The organism is Nocardia pseudovaccinii NBRC 100343 (assembly GCF_001613225.1).
In the GTDB taxonomy this organism is placed as follows: domain Bacteria; phylum Actinomycetota; class Actinomycetes; order Mycobacteriales; family Mycobacteriaceae; genus Nocardia; species Nocardia pseudovaccinii.
In genome coordinates, this window is record NZ_BDBY01000069.1 from 26,471 (window position 1) to 47,617 (window position 21,147).

Genomic DNA, 21,147 nt, shown 5'->3' on the forward strand with positions numbered 1-21,147 from the left:
GAAGTCACTGGTGTAGGGGGCGAGGACACGAAAGAACCCGGCATGAATGCAGACGTAGCCGCAGCGGTCGGCGAATTGTTGCCGACGCTGGCCGAACGGGCGGCGCGGGTCGACGAGACCGGTGAGATACCCGCGGAGACGATGACCGATTTGATCGGCGCGGGCATCTTCCGGCTGCTGCGACCGAAATCCCAGGGCGGGCTGGAGGCCGACCCACTGGATTTCTACGATGCGGTACGTGCGGTCGCCACCGCCTGCGGCTCGACCGGATGGGTGACGTCGGTACTCGGCCTGACCCCTTGGCATGTGGCACTTTTCGACGAGCGCGCGCAACGTGATGTGTGGTCGCACGATCCGGACGCATTGATCTGTTCGTCCTACGCACCGGTCGGCAGATTCGTTCCGGTCGCCGGAGGTTACGAAGTCTCGGGCCATTGGCGATTCGCCAGCGGATGCGCGCACTCGTCGTGGGCGCTGCTCGGCGGCACCATCGTGGCCGAGAACGGACAGCCGGTGGATATGGTCAGCGGGCTGGTGCCCTGTGCCGACTATCGGATGTCGAAGGTATGGGATGCGGCCGGACTGCGCGGCGCGGGCAGCGATGATCTCTACGCCGAACGGATTTTCGTCCCGGAGCACCGTGTGACGCGGTTCTACGACATCGCACTGCTACAGAGCCCTGGACACAAAACGAATCCCGGCCCGCTCTACCGGATGCCGTACGGCACCATGTACACCTACGCGAACAGCTCACCGATGGTCGGCATGGCACAGGGCTGCCTCGATGTCTTTCTGTCGCGGATGCGAGACAGTAACCGGCTCAGTTTCGGTGGCGGCAGTATCACCGCGGACCAGCCGACCGCGGCGGCGCGCGCCAGCGCGGAAATCGACGCGGCCGTCCTGCAGATGAGCCGGAGCCTGCGCGAGTTGTACGCATGCGTCTGTGAGCGACAGGATATTCCGCTCGAGCTACGGTTACGGGCTCGTCGTGATCAGGCCTGTGGCGCCGAACGCGCGTTGACATCGATCGATCTGGTGTTCGCGGCCACCGGCGGGATGCTGCTGCGCCGTCGCAATCCGATCGAGCGGGCCTGGCGCGACGCGCATATCGCGGGCATTCACGCGTCCAACGATGTCGGCACCGCGCTGACGCTGTACGGACGCGGCACGTTCGGCTTACCGGTCGACGACATGTTGGTCTGAGCCCGGACCCGGGTCACCACCAGCCGACGAGACGATCCATCAGCAGCGTCGCGCTGGCGAGATAATCGCCGTATCCGCCGCGGAAGAAGAGCAGCGGTGTCCGCACCGACTCGATATTCAGATCGCTGACCCGGCCGACGACCAAATAGTGGTCACCGATCTCGACGACCTGTACGAGCGTGCAGTCGACCCAGGCCACGATGCCGTCCAGCACCGGATTGCCGAGCGGTGACGGCGACCAGGCCACCCCTTCGAACCGGTCCGCGTCCCGGGCCGACAACCGGCGTGAGGTCGGTTCCTGGTTGCCCGCGAGGGCGTTGGCGCAGAATCGGCCCGCCTCCTGGATCATCGACAGCGTCGACGAGGTCCGATTCACCAGGAAAGACACCAGTGGTGGCTCGAGCGAAACCGAGGTGAAGGTGCCGACGATCAACCCGTGCGGACGCCCGTCCGATGCCGTGGTGGTGATCGCGACAACGCTCGTCGGAAAATGGCCGAGCACATCGCGGAAACGCCTGGCGCCCATCGACACCGGATCCGGAAGCGGACTCATAGGGGTCCTCACCTCTCTTGCGGGGGGATCGAGCCGACGGCCGACTGGAACGCAAGTTTGGTCAGGAAACGGGGTGGACCTGTGGTGCTTTCCGCTCAGCGGAAACGGCCTGGCCGCGCGCGAGGAGGTCAGAACCACTCGCCGCGCTCGCCAAGAGCGAGGATTCGTCCGACGGTCTCGGTGAGTGCCGGGCTCTGCGGTTCATCCGGCACGAGGACGGTTTCGAAGCGCGCCGAATGTTTGCGCGCGGTGTCACCCATCAGCTTTTCCGATATCGCGTGCGCGGTATTGGCGACCACGGGTGCCAGCCGCTCGAGCGGTGCTCGCACGTCGCCGACGAGTGAGATCCCGCCGACCGGTCCCTTGGGACCGCGGACCGCCGCACCGACGCAGGCGATGTGCTGGAAGCATTCGCCGCGTTCGAAGGCCAGACCACGGCGTGCGCGAATGCGAATCAGCTCCTGGTGCAGGACCTCGAGATCGCCGATGCTGTGCGCGGTCCGCTTGGCGAGTACATCGCGGTACAGATCGTCGATCTGTTCCGGCGACAGCCACGCCAGCATGCTCTTTCCGACGGCCGTGCAGTGCGCTGGCACCCGGCCACCGACGACCGACGGCACCTGCACCGCGGCCTTGCCTCCGAACTTGTCCAGGTAGTACGCCTCGGCGCCGTCCAGCACGGCCAGGTGCACCACCATTTCCGTGCGCACCGACAGGTTGTGCAGGAGCGGGAAGGCCGCTGTCCGCAACGCACCGTGCCCTTCTTCCCTGCCGCCGAATCCGAGCGCTCGCTGACCGAGGCCGTAGTCGCGACCGTTGCGCTCGAGCCAACGCAGCCGAACCAGCTGTTCCAGGATGCGATGGGTCGTCGAGCGCGGCAGATTGGTGCGTCCGGCGACATCCTCGAGCGAGAGCCGGATCTGCGGGCCACCGAACGAATCCATGATCAGTGTCATCCGCTCCACCATCGACGGTGGCGACTCTTGCCGTTCGGAGGTGGCGACCGCGTTGTCATTCACCACTGAGGCCATTGGCCAGCCTCCTTCTTGGAGCTTGAACCTCAGCGCGAGTGTAGCGAAAGAGGGCCCCGCTAAGGTGGCGATATCGGAATTAAGTTCCCTCTTTAGGGGCAGTATCGTCGATATCGATCGGACCGCCGCAGGCCGCGCCGAGCAGGCCCGAGAAATCGACGCCTGAATCGGTCAATGCGGCTCGGCAGGCGGCGACGTCCTTGTGTAAAAAGGGTGCGACCGTGGCGGCGAAGGATTCGGATCCGCCACGGTCGGCGATATAGCGCCCGGCCGTCGTACCGCCGCTGCTGATCGCGAGCGCTTCGAGCATTACACCTTCGTCTATCCCAACCCCGCGGCCCAATGCCAGACCTTGCAGGGTGAGCTGTGAGACCGCGGCGAACAGCAGGTTGTTGATCAACTTCACCCGCAGCGCCGAACCCCGCCCACCGGTTTCGATGACGGTTCCGGCATAGCAATCGACGACTCCGCGCGCGATCGAGACGTCTTCGGGTGTGCCACCGAGAAAGACCACCAACTCCCCCGCGCGCACCGCCTCCGGTGTGCCGCTGAATGTCGCGTCCACGACCGCGGCTCGTCCGGTCGGCGCGAACCGGTCCAGACTGTGCAGCACCTCCGGCGTCCCGGTGGTGTGCGACAGCAGGACCGTGCCCTCGGCCAACGCTTCGACGACTTCGGGCAGCAGCGTGGATATCTGATCGTCGCCGAACAGGCAGCTGACCACGACATCCGCGGCCGCGATATCCCGGATCCGATCGACGGGCTCCGCGCCGAGTGCAGCCAGCCGGTCCCGTACCTCCGGCCGCCGCGCGTACAGCCGGACCCGGTGCCCGGCCGCCAGTAGTCGCTCCACCATGGCCGCGCCGATACGTCCTGCGCCGATGAATCCGATCGTCAAGGCGGTCATGATCGGTTCCGTCGCTCCCGCACGAGTTCGAGCAGTTCCATCCGGCTCACCTTGCTCGATGGCGTACGCGGCAGCTGGTCCAAGACCACGACGTGCACCGGTACCTCGTACGGCAGCAGGTGCGCACGACAGAGCGCGACGAGTTCGTCGCCGTCGGGAGGTATCAGTCCCGGTTCGATTTCGATCGCGGCCACGGGCACATGTCCGAGCCGAGCATCGGGCAGTCCGGCCACCGCGGCCTCGCGCACCGCCACGTGCGACTCCAGCACCCGCTTGACGGTCTCCGGCTGGACCTTGAAGCCACCGCGGATGATGGCGTCGTCGGCACGTCCATCGATCCAGAGGAAGCCGTCGACATCGATCCGCGCCAGATCGCTGGTCTGGACCCACTCTCCGGCGCCTTCCGCGGTCTGCGCGGTGCGGACCTCGAGCCGTCCGGTCGTCCAGCCGCCGAGCTCGACGCCGTCCTCGCCGGTCACCCGCAACTCGACGCCGGGGAAGGCGCGACCGGCGCTGCCTGCCTTCAGGTCCCACCACTGTTCGTGCAGCGCCAGCGTCCAACCGGCCACCGCGCCCGCGAATTCGGTTGCCCCATAGGTCATGAGCACCGGGATGCCATATGTGCGAAAGAAGGAGTCCGCCAACTCTTTCGGACACGGCGCGGTCCCGGACGTGACGACCTGCAGGCTCGCCAGTCGATCGCGCGACACTCCGGAGTCGAGTACGGCCCGCAGCGCGGCGGGCACCAGGCTCACGGCCCGCAACCTGTGCCGCTCGACGGCGCTGACCCATGGTTCCAAGACGAACTTGGGCATGAGAATCATCCGCCGCCCCATGGCCAGGCATGCCAATGCCCGCCACAGGCCGCCGATATGCACGAGCGGCGCGTTCACCAGTACCGCGGACCGGGACAGCAACCGGTCTCCCCGTGCCGTCTGCCCACCGGAGGCCAGTGCCTGATCCAGCTGCTCGGTGCGCAGATGCACCCGCTTGGGCACACCGGTCGTCCCGGAGGTGAGCATTTCCACGACGGTGCCCGGATTGGTCACGGCGCAGGCACGGACCTGGCCGCCCACTCGCCGCACCGAGCCGTCGTCGCGCAGTTCCAGGGCGATACCGGCCGCCGTGGCGGCATCGAGCACGCCGTCACGGGCGAGCAGCTCGGATCCGCACACGACCGCGGGCAGATCACACGCGATGATGTCGGCGGCCAGCCGCGGCGCGGGCTGCAGCGGTGCGAGCAGCACGACGCATCGACCGGACGCGATCAGCGCGGCGACCACCGCGACATGTTCGGGCCGGTTCTCCAGCACCACACCGACTCGGGATCCCGCACCTAGACCGGCCGATTCCAGCGCATCGACGACCGAGCGCGCGGTCGCCTGGATCCGGCCCCAGGTCCACCAGATCTCCTCGTGCTCGATCGCTTCGGCGTCGGCCGGAGCCTCGGCGAGCAGCCGGGTCAGCTGGTCGCGAATTCCCACGTGGTAATGCCTTTCGTTCGTGTTCACCAGTCGAGGCGCAGCGACATCAGGCCGTACATGTTTCCGGTCTGCTCGAGCTGCTGGCCGGGCGCGATCCGGTAGTCCGGAATTCGCTTGTGCCACTCCTCCATCGCGACATTCAGCTCCAGTCGCGCCAGGTGTGAACCCAAGCAGCGGTGCGGACCCGAACCGAAGGCGATGTGGTTGTTCGTGGCGCGCCGCAGATCCACCTCGAGCGGATTGTCGAACCGCTCGGCGTCCCGGTTGCTCACCGCGAGCGGCAGCATCACCATGTCGCCGGATTTCACCGGACAGCCGCCGATCTCGGTGTCCCGCGTCGCCTTTCGCGCCGGGATGACGAACGAATAGACGCGCAGGACTTCCTCGACGCCATTGGCGATCAGCGACGGGTCGGCCACTACGGCCGCACGATCTTCATGGTGCGCGGCGAAGTGGTACATGGCCCAGCCGATAGCGATGGGGACAGTGTCGAAACCGGCCTGGAACATCAGGATGCAGAACGCGTGCATATCGGCGTCGCTGAGGAGCTCACCATCGATGCGCCAGGTCATCATGCGGGACAGCAGATCATCGCGCGGGGCGTCGCGACGCAGCGCGATCTGCTCTTCGAAATAGGCCGACGCGGCGGACATCGCGGCCATCTGCCGACGGTGGTCGGGATCCTCGGCGTGCGGTAGGTGCAGCATCTCGTGCACCCATTCCAGGAATTGCTCCAGATCCTGCTCGGGCAGGCCCATCAGCCGCATGAAGATCAGGGTCGGGAACCGGCGGGCGAACTCGTCGAGGACGTCCGCACCACCCTTGGACCGCAGCCGGTCGATCATCTCCGTCGCGATCTTGCGGATCTCCGGCTCGCGGGCGGCGACCCATTTTGGCCCGAACTCGCTGCCCAACAGCCGCCGCCACTTGGTGTGCACCGGCGGATCCAGCATCTCCGGAATCCACAGGAACTTCGGATTCGGCTCGAGGACCGTCACCGAGGTGCTGGAGAACGTCCGCCAGTCCTGCAGCGCCTCTTGGATCGCCTGGCCGTCCGTAATAACCCAATACCCCTGTGCGACAGTGCTCCTGAACGCGGAATGGGAGCTGGCGAGTCGGTCCCACTGCTCATGATGGCTCAGCAGTGGACCGGACAGGCGATTGTCGAAATAGAAGGCGGGCACACCGTCATGGGTGCCCTGGGATTCGAGCGTCATACCGATCCCCTCACAACCCGGCCGACGGTGTGGTCGACAGGAACGCGCCGCCCGGACCGACATCGAGGGCCTCGCCGTACCACGTCTGCCCCCACTGCAATTCGGGGATCTTCCATTCGAGCGCCTGCCAGTCCGGATCGAAAATGAGGTATCCGCCGGAGTACAGCTCGACCCGGTGACCGGAGCCGGGATCGTGGATGTAGAGGTACATCGCCTGACCGATGCCGTGCTTGCCCGGACCATGGCCGAAGTCGATCTCGAGATCACGAATCTCGTCGACCGCCCGCAGAATGTCGTGGAAGTTCTCGATATTGAATGCCACGTGGTGGAACGCGCCGTTCTTCTCCTCCCCGTTGACACCGATCGCGATATCGTGCACCTGCGGGGTCACCGACAGCCACGAGGCCAGAATGGTCTCCGGGAACTGCGGGATCATCGCGAACTCACGGCGCTTGAACCCCAGCGCATTGCGCAACCAGCCCTCGGCCTGGTTCACCGTGGTCGGGCTGCACTGCACGTTCAGATGGTCCAGCCGCCGGACTCCGAAACCGCGACGGCGGGAACTGTTGCTGAGCAGCTTCGAACGCAATTCCGGTGGGGCAACCGGCTTTTCGATGTCGTAGTAGAGCTCGAACGGATGCTCACTGCCGGGGACCAGGAAGCGGATCGCGGTGCCACGGCCCAGCTCGTGATCGGCGGGCAGCTCCACCGCCTCGATCTCGGCCTCGGTCAGCTGCTTGTGGAACAGCTCGACATCCTGCGGCCGCTTCACCCGGAAGCTGTAACTGTTCACCCGTGCCTCGTCCTGCTGGGTGAGCACCAGCGAGTGGTGCACCAGTTCCTGATACCCGCGCAGATAGGCCACGCCGTCGGATTCGGCGACCACCTCCATGCCCAGCAGGTCCCGGAAGAACCAGATCGAACGCCGCAGATCCGGCGTCCCCAGGTTCAGGCCACCGGCGTGGGCAATCTGCGGGCCGGGATCGTAGTCGTGCGAACCAGCCATGCGAGCTCTCCTTCGAGTCGGAATGTCCTGCTGGCTGGCTAGTTTGCGGAGGAACCGGGCAGCACATGCCGGACTTTCCGAACACTGGGATGCGCCGGATTCCGACGAGCCGCCACGAACGGCTCCTGCACCACGACCCGCGCCATCCCGCTCAGCGGAATCTCACCCTCTGCTCGACATACTCGGTCGCACACTCGACGGACATTCGATCCCCCACTCCGCTGCCGCACGGTGAAATCAAGGAGACAGCAATGGCCGCTGACGAGGAAACTTACGACGTCGTGGTAGTCGGTTCCGGCGGCGGTGGCCTGATCGGCGCCTATGCGGCCGCCGCCCGCGGACTGCGCACGCTGGTGCTGGAGAAGACCGCGCTGATCGGTGGCACGACGTCGTATTCCGGTGCGGGACTGTGGTTTCCGGGCAGCGCCCCGATTTCGCGCGCGGGCGTCGAGGATGATCCCGAGGCCGCGCGCACCTATCTGCGTGACGTTGTCGCCGACAACTCGCGCGAGCCGCTGCAGGACGCCTACCTGCGGACCGCGCCCCAACTGATCGACGACCTCGAGCAGAACCCGCTGTTCGGGTCCTTCGCCTATCAGCCCGTGCCCGAATACTTCTTCGGACGTCCCGGATCGACCGCGACCGGGCGAACGGTGTTCCCGCAGGAAATCTCGGTCGCCGAACTCGGAGACCTCGCCCCGCTCATCCGCCGCTCCGTCCCCGAAGAGCGCTGGGGTATCGACGAAGGACCGGTGCTCGTCGGCGGCCGCGCCCTGATCGGCCGGGCGCTGAAGGCATTCCTGGCAACAGGCAACGGCTCCTACCTGCTCGAGACCGCCCTCACCGAACTGCTGGTCGAGGACGGCCGGGTCACCGGTGTGGTGGCGGTCAGCGGCGGCGAGCACCGCACATTCCGGGCGACCCGCGGCGTGATCCTGGCGGCGGGCGGATTCGAACACAACCGTGAGATGCGCGAGCAGTATTCACCCGTGCCGCTCACCGGCGAATGGTCCCACGGCGCGCCGCAGAACACCGGGGACGCGATCCTGGCCGGCCGCGCGATCGGCGCGGCCACCGATCTGCTCGACGAGGCCTGGTACGTCCCCGGTGTCGTGCAGCCTGACGGTCGGCCTGTCTTCCATACCGGCACCCGCGGCGGCATCTGGGTCAATGCCGAGGGCGAGCGCTTCATGAACGAGACGCAGCCCTACGACCGCGCCGGGCACGAAATGGCCCGGCTGCAACGCGAAACCGGCATTACGCACAGCACCGCGCACTGGGTATTCGACCACCGGCAGCTCGAGCGCGACGGCTTCGGCGGAGACCCGGAGCAGCCGGTGCGTCCGGAGTGGTTCGCGTCGGGCGCCCTGCGCCGCGCCGACACCCTCGAAGAATTGGCCGAACTGATCGGCGTGCCGCCGGAGAAACTGCGCAAGTCGATCGAGGAATACAACGGCTATTCGAAATCCGGTGTCGACGAACGTTTCCACCGCGGCGAGGCGCCGTGGGACCAGATGTTCCAGTACATCGTCGGTTACCCCGCCGACCCCAGGCAGAACTACCTCGTGCCGCTGGCGACCGACCTCCCCAACCCGCTGCTCATCCCCGTCGACACCCCGCCCTACTACGCGGCCACCGTCGTGCTGTCCGATATCGGAACCAAGGGTGGTCTCGTCACCGACGCGCACGCTCGCGTACTCCGCTCGGACGCAACGCCGATCGACGGTCTCTACGCGACCGGCAACACCATGGCCGCAATGTCCGGCGGCGCGTACCCCGGCGCCGGAACACCGATCGGTTCGAGCCTCGTCTTCGCTTATCTCGCCGCACTCGACCTCGCCGGACCAACCGCTTAGGAGTGGGCCATGACTCGCGTAACCGAATCGACCCTGTCGGGAAGGTCGTTCCTACCTGCCGCACTCGAGATCGCTCTGCGTTGCCCAGCCCGATCGGACTACATCGAACTGCGCTTCACGACCTCGGCAGGCCCATGGCAGTGGTGCTTCCCCGAACCGCAGCACCGAAACGCCGACCCGAGCGCCGCCACCTCGATCGCGCTGGCATTCGGGCGATACGGCGCACAGGCGCATCTGATTCGAGCAGGCGAACTAGGTCCAGCCCTCCCGAGCTCCGCGGCCCTGCCACTTATCCTCGCCGACGCCCGAATCCTGGTCGAGCGCAGACTGATCACCCCCGGCCTATTCCCCGTCTCCGCTAAAGGCCCTGCTGCATAATGAAATACGGTCGTTGCCCGGTACTCGTCACGGGCAACGCACCGGGCTTCAGGAGAGAAGATGGCTACATTCGTTCTGGTCCACGGCGGCGGGCACGGAGGCTGGTGTTATCAACGGGTGGCACGGTTGCTTTCGAATGCGGGGCACAACGTGTATTCACCGACACTGTCCGGCCTGGCCGAGCGATCACACCTACCGCTGGGCGATATCGGTCTCGACACCCACGTCCAGGACGTCGCGTCGTTATTACACTACGAGGACCTTCACGACGTGATCCTGGTCGGGCACAGTTACGGCGGCATGGTGATCACCGGCGCCGCCGACCGAGTCACCGACCGCATCCGCTCATTGGTCTATCTGGACGCGGCCAACCCGGTCAACGGTCAATCACTGGTCGACGTAGCCGGGCCGATCATCGAGGCGACCCGCCCTCTCGGCACAGTCCTCGACGGCGTGGAGTTGGTGCTGTTACCGACCGAGGACGCCCCCTTGTTCTACGGAGTCACCGATCCCGCAGACATGGAGTGGATGCAGACGCGATTGACCGCCCACCCATGGCGGTGTTTCGAGGAGAAACTCGAACTGCGCAACGAGGACGCCCTATGGGCACTGCCTCAGTACCACATCATCTGCACCTCAACCCTGGCCACGCGCGACCCGGGACTCATCCAGCAGGCACGCGCCGCAGGCTGTCTGTGGGACATCGACACCGGGCACGATCTGATGATCACCGAACCGCGAGCGGTGACCGACGCGCTCCTCGAGATCGCCGCCACATAGACGAGGTCCGAAGCCATACGTTGGGATACCACTGCACGATGCGGCGAAGACGATCGATCGCGGCCAGATCGTCTGCGCGGCAACCGTTGTCGTGATCTATGGCGCACTCGGTCTGGACACGTACAGCGCTGTCTCCTCCGGATAGCGCGTTCACGCTCCCTTTCAATTGCGGATGCACTATTCGCCCCGAAGTCGGGCTTCGCGTTCTCGTTTCGAACGTTCGCGCTGCAGATGTGTCGACCGTTCCCGCTCCGAGTCGGCAAACGTTCGCGCATGGTCGACGTCGATTCTGAAGTCGTTGCTGAATTACCCGAGCAAGCACCGGCGATGCTACTACTGATTTAGCCAGGGCGGCCGCCTGATCGGCGTAGCCCGCACCGGCGGCACGACGTCCTGTATCCGAGGCAATACCTCCGTCTCGTGCTCATCCACCTGTACCTCTGGGACTGAGGGCGGCCGTGGTGGCCGTGGTGGCCGTGGTGGCCGTGGTGGCCGTGGTGGCCGTGGTGGCCGTGGTGGCCGTGGTGGCCGTGGTGGCCGTGAAGAGGTTTCAGCGGCGGAATGCGCTTCTGCCTCCAGGTATCGCTCTGCGTCGCAACTGTGACGGGTATCGGACATGAACTCAGGCCTGGACGGAACGTCAATTCCCTTCCACCACAACCTAATCCGAAGGCTTGATGCTGCCGTGAAGAACACCGAGGCTGGCCAGAGGATGGGGACAAGATGCAGCGACATGTTGGCTAGTCGTCCTCGGCCAGCAGCAAAAGATACGCCGCCTCCAAGTGCACGATGCACTCGTCCGGGTGGTGGAACCGGTGGATCTGCCGAAGCTCCCGAGCGCGCTCAACCGTCAACTCCATCAGCGAGACCTGGCACATGAACTCGGCGAGCTTGCCGTCTGCTGACACAAATGTCCTGTGGCTCGGGGGATCTGACGTCCCGTCGTGACTCATTACGTCACCCGCTCACATATCCGGTGGCAGGCGTCTGCCCTCGGCAAGCTCCGTAATCAGGAAGTTGTAGGCGTCGCTCATCCGCGCGACCCGGAAGGCGTCTTCATGCGCCTGACTGTTGATGTAGCTCAACCACAGTTCGGCCATTCGGGAAATGACGAGGCCAACGGTCTCGGTATGCCAGACGCCTGATACATGCTGGCGCCCCTGTAGGGCGGTGGCGACTGAGCGGTCAATGGCCGTGGCGAGAGAGGCGAGGGAAGACTCTGCTGCAGTGAAGTCGCCGACAGCTCGGCGAAGTTCATTGCCGGACATGCCGTCCGGCTGCTGCATTCGTCGGATCGCTTCCTTGCGCTTGTGATGGATCGGGATCATCCGCGAGGCTGCGTCGATCACACTCGTCAGCGCTGCGTTGCCCTCTCCGCGAAATGCCTTGTGCAGTTGTTCCGCATTGGGGAGCATCACATCAACCGTCATGGTGGACTGTCCCTTACCGCGGTTTGCTTGCGAAGGGAACGGCGCAGCAGGCTGTCACCAAAGCCCGAAGTGCGGCAGCCTTTCTCGGGCAGCGCTTGGCGCGGCAGGTGACATGAAAATGCATCATGCGCTGCACCTCGGAAACGCAAAAGCTGTCTGGTACCTGATGACTTACTTGCTCGGCCTGAGCGGCACACTGGTGGATAGAGAAGATATTGAATGGCATCGGTGATGCGCCTTTCAACTGACGCGGCGGGGGCAAAGGCACCCGGCACCAAGGGCCTTCGCCACCTTCCCCAGCTCTCTGGGGAAGGTGCGCCGCCTCAGGAAAAACGGCGTCGACTTGGTACCGGGTACAGGTCTAACCGTGCCTGTTGGGCTGATTTCGGCGCGATCGTATAGCGGTGGGGTACCGTTGGGGTAATGACCGCATTTTCCCAGTTCAGACGGTTAATTCTCAATTCAACGCTATGGTCGACGATTGGAATTACCCAACGTACGCAACTTATTTGGCGCAAGGCGGCCTGCGACATGGAAAAGCCCGCCAGCTATACAGCTGGCGGGCTCGCGTTGTGCGTCGGTGTGGACTACCGCGCAGTGCGAGGAAATCCTAGATCCGAACTGCCGACGAAGGTGAATGCGTCACCGCTGGCGGCCAGCACATCGCCAATTCGCGCCAGCGTCAACGTGAGTGCCTGGACGGAATCGACCCCGACCGTGTAGCCCTCCTCCAGCAGCTCTTTTCCGCTGATCCGGAAAGGGCAGAAATAATCCTCGCTCTCCAGATACGACTGCGGCGAACCGATCTCGACCGTGACAGGTTCGTCGCCTCGATGCAGTGTTCGGACGGCAATCGGCTCGCCCAACTCCCAGCTGATCGGCATCTGACAATCCTATGCCGTCTGTGGGGGCAGCGTGGCATACGGCAGCGTGAGTGTGGCCCAACGGAAGGGATTGTGTTTGCCTGCAAGGCAATCGGCGTACCACTGGGCTATCAGTTCGTAGCACTCTCGCCGCCTATCCGAGGTGCTGAAGCGCGCTTGACAGCCGGGGATGAGTTCGTCGTAATACTGGTGCTCGCACCACTCTTTGACGGATTCCGGCACACCGGTATGCACCACGACCGTGGCAGTACAGCGGGCAGGCGTTGGTGTGGCCGATCCGTCCCCGATGCCAATGAGTACCGATCCAGTCAGAGCTGCGGCCAGGAGACAAACGCGAAAGATGTTGCGAAGCATGGGAAATCCCCCTTCGAGAGCTGTCGGTGTTACCTCCTAAGGGTCGCGGTGCGGGCGTTTTCGGCGCGATCGTGTATCGGTGGGGTAGTGTTTGGCTACCGTGTGTGTTTGCCCAGGTCAGGCGACGTAACGTAGGTGGGGCCATGGTGAGAGGGCGGGAGTGGACCGGGTTCGAGGCGGCGGCGCTGCAGGAAGCTATGCGGCGATCAGTCCGCGATTTTGCCGTGCTACTCGGCATCGAGACCACCACGGTTATCAACTGGCGGACAGGTTTGGGTGCGGTCAAGCCGCGTTCAAACACTCAGGCGATTCTCGACACCACGCTTGACCAGCGTGCGACGGTTGACGATCGTGCCCGGTTCGAGCAAATTTTGGTCGAGGGCGAAGCCTCCTGGCGAGAGCGGCACCAAGCGCTTCGCCGAAAGGAAGCGACAAAACATCAGCTGACCAGCTACGATCCGCCTCGAAACCCGACCAGCCCGTTTGTTGGTACGACCGTGCCGACTACTGTGGAGGACAGCCACCCCGCCATACCCGGCGGTGACTACCCCACGGAGATTACGGACATGAACCGACGCGAACTGTTGCGGCTCCTCAGCATCGCCACAACCGCGCTTGTCACGCCGGTGGTTGTCGACTGGGATCGCGTGCAGTTCACGGTGGCGTCGGGCCATGTCGACGCTGGCGTCCTCGATCAGTACGCCAGCCTCAATCGGTTGCTCTGGAAGAACTACGGCGAGGCGGAGACGAAGGCGGCGATCTTCAGTGCTGCTCGTGAACACCTGACCGTCCTGGTTGACGGGCTCCGCAGTTCCCATAGCGCCAAGCTCGGCCGTCGTCAGCTCGAACTGATCGCTGACGCTCTCCAACTGACCGGCGAAATTTTGCTCGACGGCAACCACTTGACGGAAGCTGCCCACTGCTATGCCTTGTCCGGCACATTCGCGGCCAACGCTCGCGCCCACGATCTGTGGGCCTGCGCGTTGACGCGCCATGCTTACATCGGCATTTTCGACAACAGATTTGATGATGCTCTGCCGCTGGTGGAGGAGGCGGCCGAGGTGGCTCGTCGGGGCGACAGTCTTCTCCCAACGCGCTATTGGATCGAGAGTGTGCGAGCCCAAGTCCAGGCGGGGCGAGGCGAGGCCGACGAATGCCAGCGTGCCTTCGACGCGGCCCGGGGAGTGCTCGAACTGGGTGAGACGCCATCGCTGGGCTGGCTACGCTTCTCGGGGGCACGCATCGACGAAGAGCAAGCCAGCTGCCTGATTCAACTTGGCCAACCCGAGCCGGCCGAACGCATCCTGACACCGCTTCTGGAGCGTCCGCTGTCCACACGACGCCGGGCCAGTGTGCTCATTGACTTGGCCGCAGCCGGGGCACTTCGGGGTGATCCAGTGCAAACAGTGTCGTACGGCAGCGCGAGTGTCGACATCGCTCGTCGCACCCGGTCTGGATACCTCTGGCGACGGCTCGAGCAGTTGCGGCCACGTCTAGGTGAATTACAAGCCGATCGTCATGTGGCCCACCTGGAGCGTGAAATAACTAGGCTGGCAACGTCATCCACACACTGATGAGGAGCACTGTGAGTAGCGCAAACGATCACGGCGGCAAGGTCTTTCGCGAAGCGTGGATCACCGGCGTCACCACTCATTACCCCGGTACGCCGAAGGACAGTTACATCACGCCGTGGGAGAACACGCCGGAATGGGAGCGTGCCAGTGCGGCGGCGGTCTACCGTCAAGTGGTCGACTTCATCAAGCTCACCGATGGCGCCACGACCCGTTTGAACCCAGAGTTGAAAGGGCAATTTGTCGCGATCTGCTGGATCGGACAAATTCTGGCGCGTATCCCAGACCCGAAACCGGGCTACATCGCGCCTTGGGATCAACTGCCTGAGTGGCAGCAGAAAACCGATGTCGGCGTCTTCGAGGCGATCGAGCGCGACGTGACAGCGTCCGAGGCTGCGACCAATTCGTAGTGGTCAATCCGATGCTGGGAGCGGCCGGGCTTCCTTGAGCACCAGCACCTCACCATTTATGGCCGGGACACCGGGACCTGGCTTAGTGCAGAGCAATTCGACTGTTGCATCAGCGTTGGTGTAGCGCTTGCCGATAGCAGTGCCACCGTTGGACGCGTTCGGGGTGGAGCCGTACTTTTCCGCGGCGGAGAGGACTGCGGGAGCGCCACCGATGGTGAGTTCGATTGGATCGGCGGGGACTTTGACAACAATCAGCTCTGTTGAATCGACTGCGCTGAAGACGCGGGTGCCGGGTTTCAGGGATAGGGGCATGGGTTCTCCCTCTCTAAGGGGCGCTCAGTTCTTCGAGGACGAGTCTGCGGAGGAGTTTTCCGGTGTCGGTGTGCGGCAAGGAGTTTCGGAAGACGATTGTTTCCGGGGTTTTCGAGCCGCGGAGGCGGGACCGGACGAGGGTGCGTAATTCATCGTCGGTTGCGACGGCGCCTGGGCGCAGGACTACTGCGGCGGCGAGGGTTTGGCCCCACTCGTCGCTCGGGGGGCCGACTACGCAGGCCTGGGCTACGGCTGGGTGGGACAGGAGGACTTCTTCGATTTCGGCGGGAGCTATGTTTTCGCCGCCTCGGATGATCGTGTCGTCGGCTCTGCCTTCGATGTACAGGTATCCGTCGGGGTCCACGTGGCCTTTGTCGCGGGTGCAGAACCAGCCGTCGACGTCTAGCAGGCTGCCGGTGGCGTACTCGCCGGAGATCTGGTCTCCGCGTAGGAAGATGATGCCCGATTTGCCCGGGGGTAGGGCGCGGCCGTCGTCGTCGCGGATCTCGATCTCGATCGTGGGGAGGACCTGGCCTGCTGAGGATAAGCGGGCTTGGATCTGTGGGTCGTCGGAATGCAGGGCGGCTCGGTGGTCTTCGGGGCCGAGGACGGCGATTGTCGACGCTGTTTCGGTCAAGCCGTACGCGTTGACGAATCCGACGTCGGGGAATCGCGTAAGTGCTTCGCGCAGTATGCGTTCGGATACTCTCGCGCCGCCATACGAGAGGGAGCGCAGTGTCGGGAGGGGCGCGCTGTCGAATCCGGCTACCGCGTCCACTATGCGCGCCAGCATTGTCGGGACCACCATCGCATTGGTTACGGCTTCCATGCGGACCGTCTCGAGCCATGCCGCTGGATCGAAGGCGCGCAGATACACCAGGCGACGGCCCGCGAACATATTCGACAGCATGTTGGCGACGCCTGCGACGTGGTATGGCGGCACTGAAACCAGTACTGCCTCTTCGGGATCGGCGCTGCCGAATTCGACGGTGCTCAGCAGGTAGGCCATGAGGTGGCGGTGCCGGAGTAGCGCCGACTTCGGGGCGGCGGTTGTGCCGCTGGTGTACAGCACGACCGCCACCGCGTCGTCGTCGAACCGCGGATCCGGGGGCGGCACGTCGGTGGGCAGACCGGCCAGCCAGTCATCGAAAACGACTGCACCTGCTGTCACTCGCGGCGCGGTGACAGCGTCCGCCAGCACAAGTGCCTCGGGCTGCCGTTCGATCAGGCTGTTCAGTTGAGTGTCGTCCAACCGGTAGTTCACCGGCACGAACCGCACCCCCGCGCACGCTGCGGCCAACAGAGCCACCGGCAGCAGCGGATGGTTCTCCCCCGCATACACAAGCGCGGGAGAATCGCGTAGCGTCGCTGCTGCGCCCTTTGCCAGGGCACCGAGTTCGGCCCCGGTGAGTCGCCGGTCGGCGTCGCCCAGCAGGATACGGTCGGCGAAGCCCGACTCGATCATCTCGACCATCGCTGAGAGATGCATGTCTTCAACAACTTTCGGAATGCATGGCGGTGACGGATCGGGACGGGACGAGCCGGTCGCCTCGTTCAGCACAGTCGATGACGAAACCCGTCATTCCGGCACGCCTTCGGCCCGCATCCACATTCCCGCGATGGCCCGACGGCTTCGGCGAATGTCCGCTGAGAGCATGCCGGAAAGAGGGTCGGCGCCGCACAGGCGTTTCGGCCCCGGGCATCAGGCCACCCCGTCGTCCGAGGAGGCGTGATTCGCTGCGACATAACCGAATACCGCGGAGGCGGCGATACTCGCCCCGGCTCCGAGATACTTGCGTCCCATCACGGAGGCAGTGCAATTGCCCGTCGCATACAGGCCGCCGATCGGCTCCCCGTCGGCATTCAATACGCGGGAGAACTCGTCACAGAGCAACCCGCCACTGGTACCGATATCTCCGGGGTACAGCGCCGCCGCGTAGAACGGCCCCTTCTCGATCGGACCCAGGCTAGGGTTCGGCTGGTGGGTGCGGTCGCCATAGAACCGCTCATGGTCGCCCTCCCCGCGATGGAAGTCCTCATCGACACCGGTTTCGGCGAATCCGTTGAATCGATCCACAGTCTGCCGCAACGCATCGGCGGGGATATCGCATTGGCGCGCAAGATCTTCCAGGGTGTCAGCGCGCTTCAGCGTACCGCCCCTGATCAACTGCTTCGGCGTCAAGCCCGCGGGAGCCATCCCGAACGGATAGCGCGACCGGTGGCGCGAATCGATGATGAGCCAGGACGGAATCGCCGCGCTGTTCTCGCGGTGCCGCGCGTACATCTGCTGACCGGCTTCCTGATACGAGCACGCCTCGTTGAAGTATCGAAGGCCCTGCGCATCGACGATGAGCGAGCCCGGCTTGCATCGTTCGGACAGGCACATGCCGGGGGTGCCGTCGGGCATGATCCACGAAGGCATCCACCACGCCTCGTTCAGCATGTCGGTCGCGGCACCGAGACCCTGCGCGATCCGGATTGCCTCGCCGGTGTCCCCCGGGTTGGACGAGGTCCATTCGGCGCCGACGGGAAGCCCGTCCGAATGCTCCTTGCGCATCGTCTCATTGCGGGCGAAACCGCCTGCGGCGAGCAGGATTCCGTCCCGGGCACGCACGCGCACATCCCGGCCGTCGCGATGGATGACGGCACCGACGACACGGCCGTCCTCGACGACGAGATCGGTGAGCGCGGACTCGGTCCAGATCGGGATCTCGCGCCGCAGGAGGGCGTCGACCAACCGGGCGATCAATGCCGCGCCGTTGGCCGCCAACTTCTGTCCGCGAATGCGCCCGCCGACGGTGCGCCGCCCGACCCTGGCCATGGTGGCCATGCCGATTCGCGTGCGCATCAACGACATCGGGGCCGCCTCCACGGTGTAGATCACCATGCCGCCCGCGAAGCCGGGCCGGATCCGGTCGCACCACGCACCGAGTTTCTTCTTGTCGAAGATCTCCGGTTCGATCGATCGCCCGCGCGCAGATCCGCCTTCGATGCCCCGGACCCCGGCGTAGTAGTCGCTGTATCCTTCGCAACGCCGAAATTTCAGCCCCTCGGATTCGAGGAACCCGACCATCTCGATTCCGGAATTGATGTAGGTCAGTCGGCGGGCCGGAGACGATGCCGGGCCCGCATCACCGACGACGGAGTCGAAATAGGCCAGGGCGGTGTCGAGCGAATCGGATACGTCCTCGCGCCGCATGAGTGGATTGTTGGGCAGCCACATCACGCCACCCGACATGCAGGTCGATCCGCCGAGCAGGTCGGACTTCTCCACGACGAGAACATCTTTGCCGAGGGCACGGGCACGCAATGCCCCGACGACCCCGGCGCCGCTGCCGACGACCAGGAAGTCGGTTGTATGGTCCCAGTCGTTCATCACTTTCCCCTGCCCATTGCGGGCGCCTGCCCGATGACACCGTCGTTTTCCAGTGCGGCGATCTCGGATGCACTGAGTCCGAGTCCCGCCAGCACTTCCTGGTTGTGCTCACCGAGCAACGGCGCGTGGCGCGTGTGCCACCGCTCGGGGCCGTCCGACAGCGTGAACGGCACTGTGCTGTGCCGGACCGTCGGGTTCACCGGATGCTCGACGTATTCATAGAAGCCGCGCGACTCGAGCTGCGGCAATTCGGCGACACGATGCGGTTGCATCACTTTGGCCACCGGAACTCCAGCGTCCCATAGGATTTGGACGATCTCGCCCGCGCTGCGCTGCCCACACCACGCGGCGAGATTCTTGTCGATGAGATCGTGCTGCTCGCGGCGCCCGCTGGCGGTGGACAGCTCCAGCTCCATCGCCCAGTCCGGCCGACCGATCGCATCGCGCAGGCCCGACCATTGCTCATCGGTGGCCACCGCGACCGCGACCCAGGAGTCGTTGCCGCCGTATTCGTCGATGTCGGCGGTTCGATAGAGGTTCTGCGGCGCCGCCTCCGGGCCCCGATTACCGTCGCGCACAAGGAGTTGCCCGTATGCGGAGTGCTCGATCACCTGTTCGGCGGCGACGTTCATCGCGGCGTCCACCATCGCCGCCTCGACGAGCATGCCCGCGCCGGTGCGCCGCCGGTGTTCCAGCGCGAGCAGCAGCGCGTTGAGGGCGTGCAGACCGGCATTCGGATCGCCGATCGAGAACGGCTCGACCGGGTTCTGATCGGGATGGCCGGTCAACCAGGTGAGTCCGGACGCGTCCTCGATGATGTAGGCGAAGGCCGGGTTGTCCCGCCAAAGCCCGTCGAGGCCGAATCCCGGCATCCGGACCATGATCGCGTCGGGACGCAGGCTGCGCACCTTCTCGTAGCCGAGCCCGATCTGCTCGAGCACCCGCGGGGTGTAGTTCTCGACGATCACGTCGCAGCTCTGGATCAGCCGGTGCAGCACCTCGATCCCGCGCTCGCTTCGGAAGTCCAGCGTCACGCTCTTCTTATTGGTGTTCAGGCTCGAGAATATCGGCGAGCGTTCCCACCACTGTTCCTCGCTGAGCGGGACACCGGCGATGAGCCGGGTTCCGTCGGGCCGGGTGGTCGACTCGATGTGGATCACTTCGGCACCGAGCATGGCGAGCAAGTGCGTGCAGGACGGCCCGGCCCAGAACGCGGTCATATCCAGCACGCGAAGTCCGTTGAAGGGCAACCCTTTCGCGGTGTCTCGGCGAGCGGCCGGGGGTGTGGCGCGATACCGTTCCCCGTGCTCGTCGAGGCGCGGGGCGGGCCGAGGCTCGGGCGGTGGCTCGGATCCCAAGCGGAACGGCGGCGCGGGTTGGGTGTAGCCGTCGCGGGGGTTGGCCACGAATGATCCGCGCGCCAGGTAATGCTCCATTTCGGCGATGTTCTCGCCATTGGCCACCAGGGAATTGGGAATTCTGAAAGCCGTTGCCAGCTCCCGGATTTCCTCCACGGTGTGCTCGGCGAACCACGGGGCGATCTCACTGGCCAGGTCGCCCGCCCGCCCGCTGATCGAGAATGGCGCGCTCTCATCGATCCACTCCGGATGCCCGACCATCGCGCACAGGTCGAACCACTGCTGGGCGGTCCCGCATCCGACGGCCACCATGCCGTCCTTGGCACTGGCCACGCCGGGCACCATGAGCCCGCGACCCGGCCGCATCAGCCGCCTCAGCGCCTCGAAGAAGGTCACGGAATAGTAAGTGAGACTGAGAATTTGGGTCTCGAGCATGGAAAGGTCGACCAGCTCGCCCACCCCGGTACCGAGTGTCCGCACCCGCGATGCCAGGGTGCCCGCGGCGGCATAGGCCCCGGCAACCCACTCGCCGATTCGACCGCCGACATAGACCGGAGCACGGTCCGGCGCGCCGCGACCGAGCCCGATGATCCCGCCCGACCACGCCTGCAGCGTGAACTCGGTAGCCGGTCGGTCCTGCCAGGGACCGTGCAGACCGAATGGGGTGATCGAGGTGACCGTCAGATGGGGATGCCGGTCATGAATGGCTTCCGGAGTGAACGACGGATGCTCCGCGACACTCGATCCGCGACTCCAGACCACCGCGTCCGCCCCTGCCAACAGCCGGTCCACGAAGTCGATCTCATCCGGATCGGCGACGACACTGTGCTTCGAGCACGCGAGAAAACCGAACAGCGCACCGTCGGCGCCGGGCGCTATTTCGGTGTGCGATGCCGACCAGGTTCGCAGCCGATCACCTTCCGGCGCTTCGACTTTGACGACCTCGGCACCAGCGTCGGCCAGCAGTTTGGTGCAGTAGGCACCCGCGATCCCACTGGAGAAATCGACGACCACGTAACCATCGAGCGGTTCCACGA

20 protein-coding genes are annotated in these 21,147 nt (G+C 64.9%); 7 read left to right on the forward strand and 13 right to left on the reverse strand.

Translation table 11 applies throughout. The annotated features are described in order from the left end of the window. Positions 1 to 42 precede the first annotated feature (42 nt). Positions 43 to 1,203: a 3-hydroxy-9,10-secoandrosta-1,3,5(10)-triene-9,17-dione monooxygenase oxygenase subunit gene (gene hsaA, locus NP3_RS07805; RefSeq protein ID WP_063039204.1), complete on the forward strand. Its 1,161-nt coding sequence runs from the start codon at positions 43 to 45 to the stop codon at positions 1,201 to 1,203. Between the two features lie 13 nt (positions 1,204 to 1,216). Here hsaA and NP3_RS07810 read toward each other — a convergent pair whose 3' ends face one another. The 6 genes from NP3_RS07810 to NP3_RS07835 form a co-directional block, all read right to left on the reverse strand. Next, on the reverse strand, positions 1,217 to 1,756 hold the full coding sequence (locus NP3_RS07810) for a flavin reductase family protein (RefSeq protein ID WP_063039207.1): 540 nt from the start codon (positions 1,754 to 1,756) through the stop codon (positions 1,217 to 1,219). 128 nt (positions 1,757 to 1,884) lie between these two features. Continuing rightward, positions 1,885 to 2,787 carry an IclR family transcriptional regulator gene (locus NP3_RS07815; protein WP_063039209.1) on the reverse strand — a complete coding sequence of 301 codons (903 nt, stop codon included), beginning with the start codon at positions 2,785 to 2,787 and terminating at the stop codon, positions 1,885 to 1,887. Positions 2,788 to 2,866: 79 nt separating this feature from the next. Next, positions 2,867 to 3,694, reverse strand: a complete 828-nt coding sequence (locus tag NP3_RS07820; protein WP_063039211.1) for an NAD(P)-dependent oxidoreductase — start codon at positions 3,692 to 3,694, stop codon at positions 2,867 to 2,869. After that, a complete protein-coding gene (locus NP3_RS07825) occupies positions 3,691 to 5,178 on the reverse strand; it encodes a class I adenylate-forming enzyme family protein (RefSeq protein ID WP_063039263.1) in 1,488 nt (495 codons plus the stop codon). Before NP3_RS07825 ends, NP3_RS07820 begins: the two co-directional genes overlap by 4 nt. A 23-nt stretch (positions 5,179 to 5,201) precedes the next feature. Further along, on the reverse strand, positions 5,202 to 6,395 hold the full coding sequence (locus NP3_RS07830; protein ID WP_063039213.1) for a cytochrome P450: 1,194 nt from the start codon (positions 6,393 to 6,395) through the stop codon (positions 5,202 to 5,204). A gap of 10 nt (positions 6,396 to 6,405) precedes the next feature. Then, positions 6,406 to 7,401, reverse strand: a complete 996-nt coding sequence (locus NP3_RS07835) for a VOC family protein (RefSeq protein WP_063039215.1) — start codon at positions 7,399 to 7,401, stop codon at positions 6,406 to 6,408. A 251-nt stretch (positions 7,402 to 7,652) separates the two neighbouring features. On the opposite strand from NP3_RS07835, the gene NP3_RS07840 reads away from it, so the two are divergent. The 4 genes from NP3_RS07840 (at position 7,653) to NP3_RS46525 (ending at position 11,035) form a co-directional block, all read left to right on the forward strand. Beyond that, complete coding sequence (locus NP3_RS07840) at positions 7,653 to 9,257, forward strand: FAD-dependent oxidoreductase (protein ID WP_063039265.1); 1,605 nt, start codon at positions 7,653 to 7,655, stop codon at positions 9,255 to 9,257. 9 nt (positions 9,258 to 9,266) lie between these two features. Then, positions 9,267 to 9,635, forward strand: a complete 369-nt coding sequence (locus NP3_RS07845) for a hypothetical protein (RefSeq protein WP_063039217.1) — start codon at positions 9,267 to 9,269, stop codon at positions 9,633 to 9,635. A 60-nt stretch (positions 9,636 to 9,695) separates the two neighbouring features. Further along, positions 9,696 to 10,415: an alpha/beta fold hydrolase gene (locus NP3_RS07850; RefSeq protein WP_063039218.1), complete on the forward strand. Its 720-nt coding sequence runs from the start codon at positions 9,696 to 9,698 to the stop codon at positions 10,413 to 10,415. A 461-nt stretch (positions 10,416 to 10,876) separates the two neighbouring features. Then, the gene (locus NP3_RS46525; protein ID WP_174566182.1) at positions 10,877 to 11,035 is read left to right on the forward strand and encodes a hypothetical protein; all 159 of its coding nucleotides are present in this window, start codon (positions 10,877 to 10,879) and stop codon (positions 11,033 to 11,035) included. Between the two features lie 120 nt (positions 11,036 to 11,155). Here NP3_RS46525 and NP3_RS07855 read toward each other — a convergent pair whose 3' ends face one another. The 3 genes from NP3_RS07855 to NP3_RS07865 form a co-directional block, all read right to left on the reverse strand. Beyond that, the gene (locus NP3_RS07855; RefSeq protein WP_245720850.1) at positions 11,156 to 11,323 is read right to left on the reverse strand and encodes a hypothetical protein; all 168 of its coding nucleotides are present in this window, start codon (positions 11,321 to 11,323) and stop codon (positions 11,156 to 11,158) included. A 57-nt stretch (positions 11,324 to 11,380) separates the two neighbouring features. Next, a complete protein-coding gene (locus tag NP3_RS07860) occupies positions 11,381 to 11,845 on the reverse strand; it encodes a hypothetical protein (protein ID WP_063039222.1) in 465 nt (154 codons plus the stop codon). 587 nt (positions 11,846 to 12,432) lie between these two features. Continuing rightward, positions 12,433 to 12,729, reverse strand: coding sequence for a DUF6968 family protein (locus tag NP3_RS07865; protein WP_063039224.1), 297 nt, complete (start codon positions 12,727 to 12,729; stop codon positions 12,433 to 12,435). Positions 12,730 to 13,226: 497 nt separating this feature from the next. Here NP3_RS07865 and NP3_RS46530 point away from each other — a divergent pair, with 497 nt between their 5' ends. Together NP3_RS46530 and NP3_RS07875 are read left to right on the forward strand one after the other, a co-directional pair. Continuing rightward, positions 13,227 to 14,657, forward strand: a complete 1,431-nt coding sequence (locus NP3_RS46530) for an NsdA family TPR-like regulatory protein (protein ID WP_157124179.1) — start codon at positions 13,227 to 13,229, stop codon at positions 14,655 to 14,657. An 11-nt stretch (positions 14,658 to 14,668) separates the two neighbouring features. Beyond that, positions 14,669 to 15,064 (forward strand): hypothetical protein, encoded by a 396-nt coding sequence (locus NP3_RS07875; protein ID WP_245720851.1) that lies wholly within the window; start codon positions 14,669 to 14,671, stop codon positions 15,062 to 15,064. 3 nt (positions 15,065 to 15,067) lie between these two features. Here NP3_RS07875 and NP3_RS07880 read toward each other — a convergent pair whose 3' ends face one another. The 4 genes from NP3_RS07880 to NP3_RS07895 form a co-directional block, all read right to left on the reverse strand. Next, positions 15,068 to 15,376, reverse strand: coding sequence for a hypothetical protein (locus NP3_RS07880; RefSeq protein ID WP_063039230.1), 309 nt, complete (start codon positions 15,374 to 15,376; stop codon positions 15,068 to 15,070). Between the two features lie 13 nt (positions 15,377 to 15,389). Further along, positions 15,390 to 16,865, reverse strand: a complete 1,476-nt coding sequence (locus NP3_RS07885; protein WP_063039232.1) for a class I adenylate-forming enzyme family protein — start codon at positions 16,863 to 16,865, stop codon at positions 15,390 to 15,392. Between the two features lie 213 nt (positions 16,866 to 17,078). Beyond that, positions 17,079 to 18,752: an FAD-binding protein gene (locus tag NP3_RS07890; protein ID WP_063039234.1), complete on the reverse strand. Its 1,674-nt coding sequence runs from the start codon at positions 18,750 to 18,752 to the stop codon at positions 17,079 to 17,081. Further along, on the reverse strand, positions 18,752 to 21,145 hold the full coding sequence (locus NP3_RS07895) for a CaiB/BaiF CoA transferase family protein (protein ID WP_063039236.1): 2,394 nt from the start codon (positions 21,143 to 21,145) through the stop codon (positions 18,752 to 18,754). Before NP3_RS07895 ends, NP3_RS07890 begins: the two co-directional genes overlap by 1 nt. Between the last annotated feature and the right edge of the window lie 2 nt (positions 21,146 to 21,147).

Bases quoted from the DNA above. Each gene is read 5' to 3' on its own strand.
- hsaA (WP_063039204.1), top strand. From the start codon at position 43: ATGAATGCAGACGTAGCCGCAGCGGTCGGCGAATTGTTGCCGACGCTG.
- NP3_RS07810 (WP_063039207.1), bottom strand. From the start codon at position 1,756: ATGAGTCCGCTTCCGGATCCGGTGTCGATGGGCGCCAGGCGTTTCCGC.
- NP3_RS07815 (WP_063039209.1), bottom strand. From the start codon at position 2,787: ATGGCCTCAGTGGTGAATGACAACGCGGTCGCCACCTCCGAACGGCAA.
- NP3_RS07820 (WP_063039211.1), bottom strand. From the start codon at position 3,694: ATGACCGCCTTGACGATCGGATTCATCGGCGCAGGACGTATCGGCGCG.
- NP3_RS07830 (WP_063039213.1), bottom strand. From the start codon at position 6,395: ATGACGCTCGAATCCCAGGGCACCCATGACGGTGTGCCCGCCTTCTAT.
- NP3_RS07835 (WP_063039215.1), bottom strand. From the start codon at position 7,401: ATGGCTGGTTCGCACGACTACGATCCCGGCCCGCAGATTGCCCACGCC.
- NP3_RS07840 (WP_063039265.1), top strand. From the start codon at position 7,653: ATGGCCGCTGACGAGGAAACTTACGACGTCGTGGTAGTCGGTTCCGGC.
- NP3_RS07845 (WP_063039217.1), top strand. From the start codon at position 9,267: ATGACTCGCGTAACCGAATCGACCCTGTCGGGAAGGTCGTTCCTACCT.
- NP3_RS07850 (WP_063039218.1), top strand. From the start codon at position 9,696: ATGGCTACATTCGTTCTGGTCCACGGCGGCGGGCACGGAGGCTGGTGT.
- NP3_RS07860 (WP_063039222.1), bottom strand. From the start codon at position 11,845: ATGACGGTTGATGTGATGCTCCCCAATGCGGAACAACTGCACAAGGCA.
- NP3_RS07865 (WP_063039224.1), bottom strand. From the start codon at position 12,729: ATGCCGATCAGCTGGGAGTTGGGCGAGCCGATTGCCGTCCGAACACTG.
- NP3_RS46530 (WP_157124179.1), top strand. From the start codon at position 13,227: ATGGTGAGAGGGCGGGAGTGGACCGGGTTCGAGGCGGCGGCGCTGCAG.
- NP3_RS07880 (WP_063039230.1), bottom strand. From the start codon at position 15,376: ATGCCCCTATCCCTGAAACCCGGCACCCGCGTCTTCAGCGCAGTCGAT.
- NP3_RS07885 (WP_063039232.1), bottom strand. From the start codon at position 16,865: ATGCATCTCTCAGCGATGGTCGAGATGATCGAGTCGGGCTTCGCCGAC.
- NP3_RS07890 (WP_063039234.1), bottom strand. From the start codon at position 18,752: ATGAACGACTGGGACCATACAACCGACTTCCTGGTCGTCGGCAGCGGC.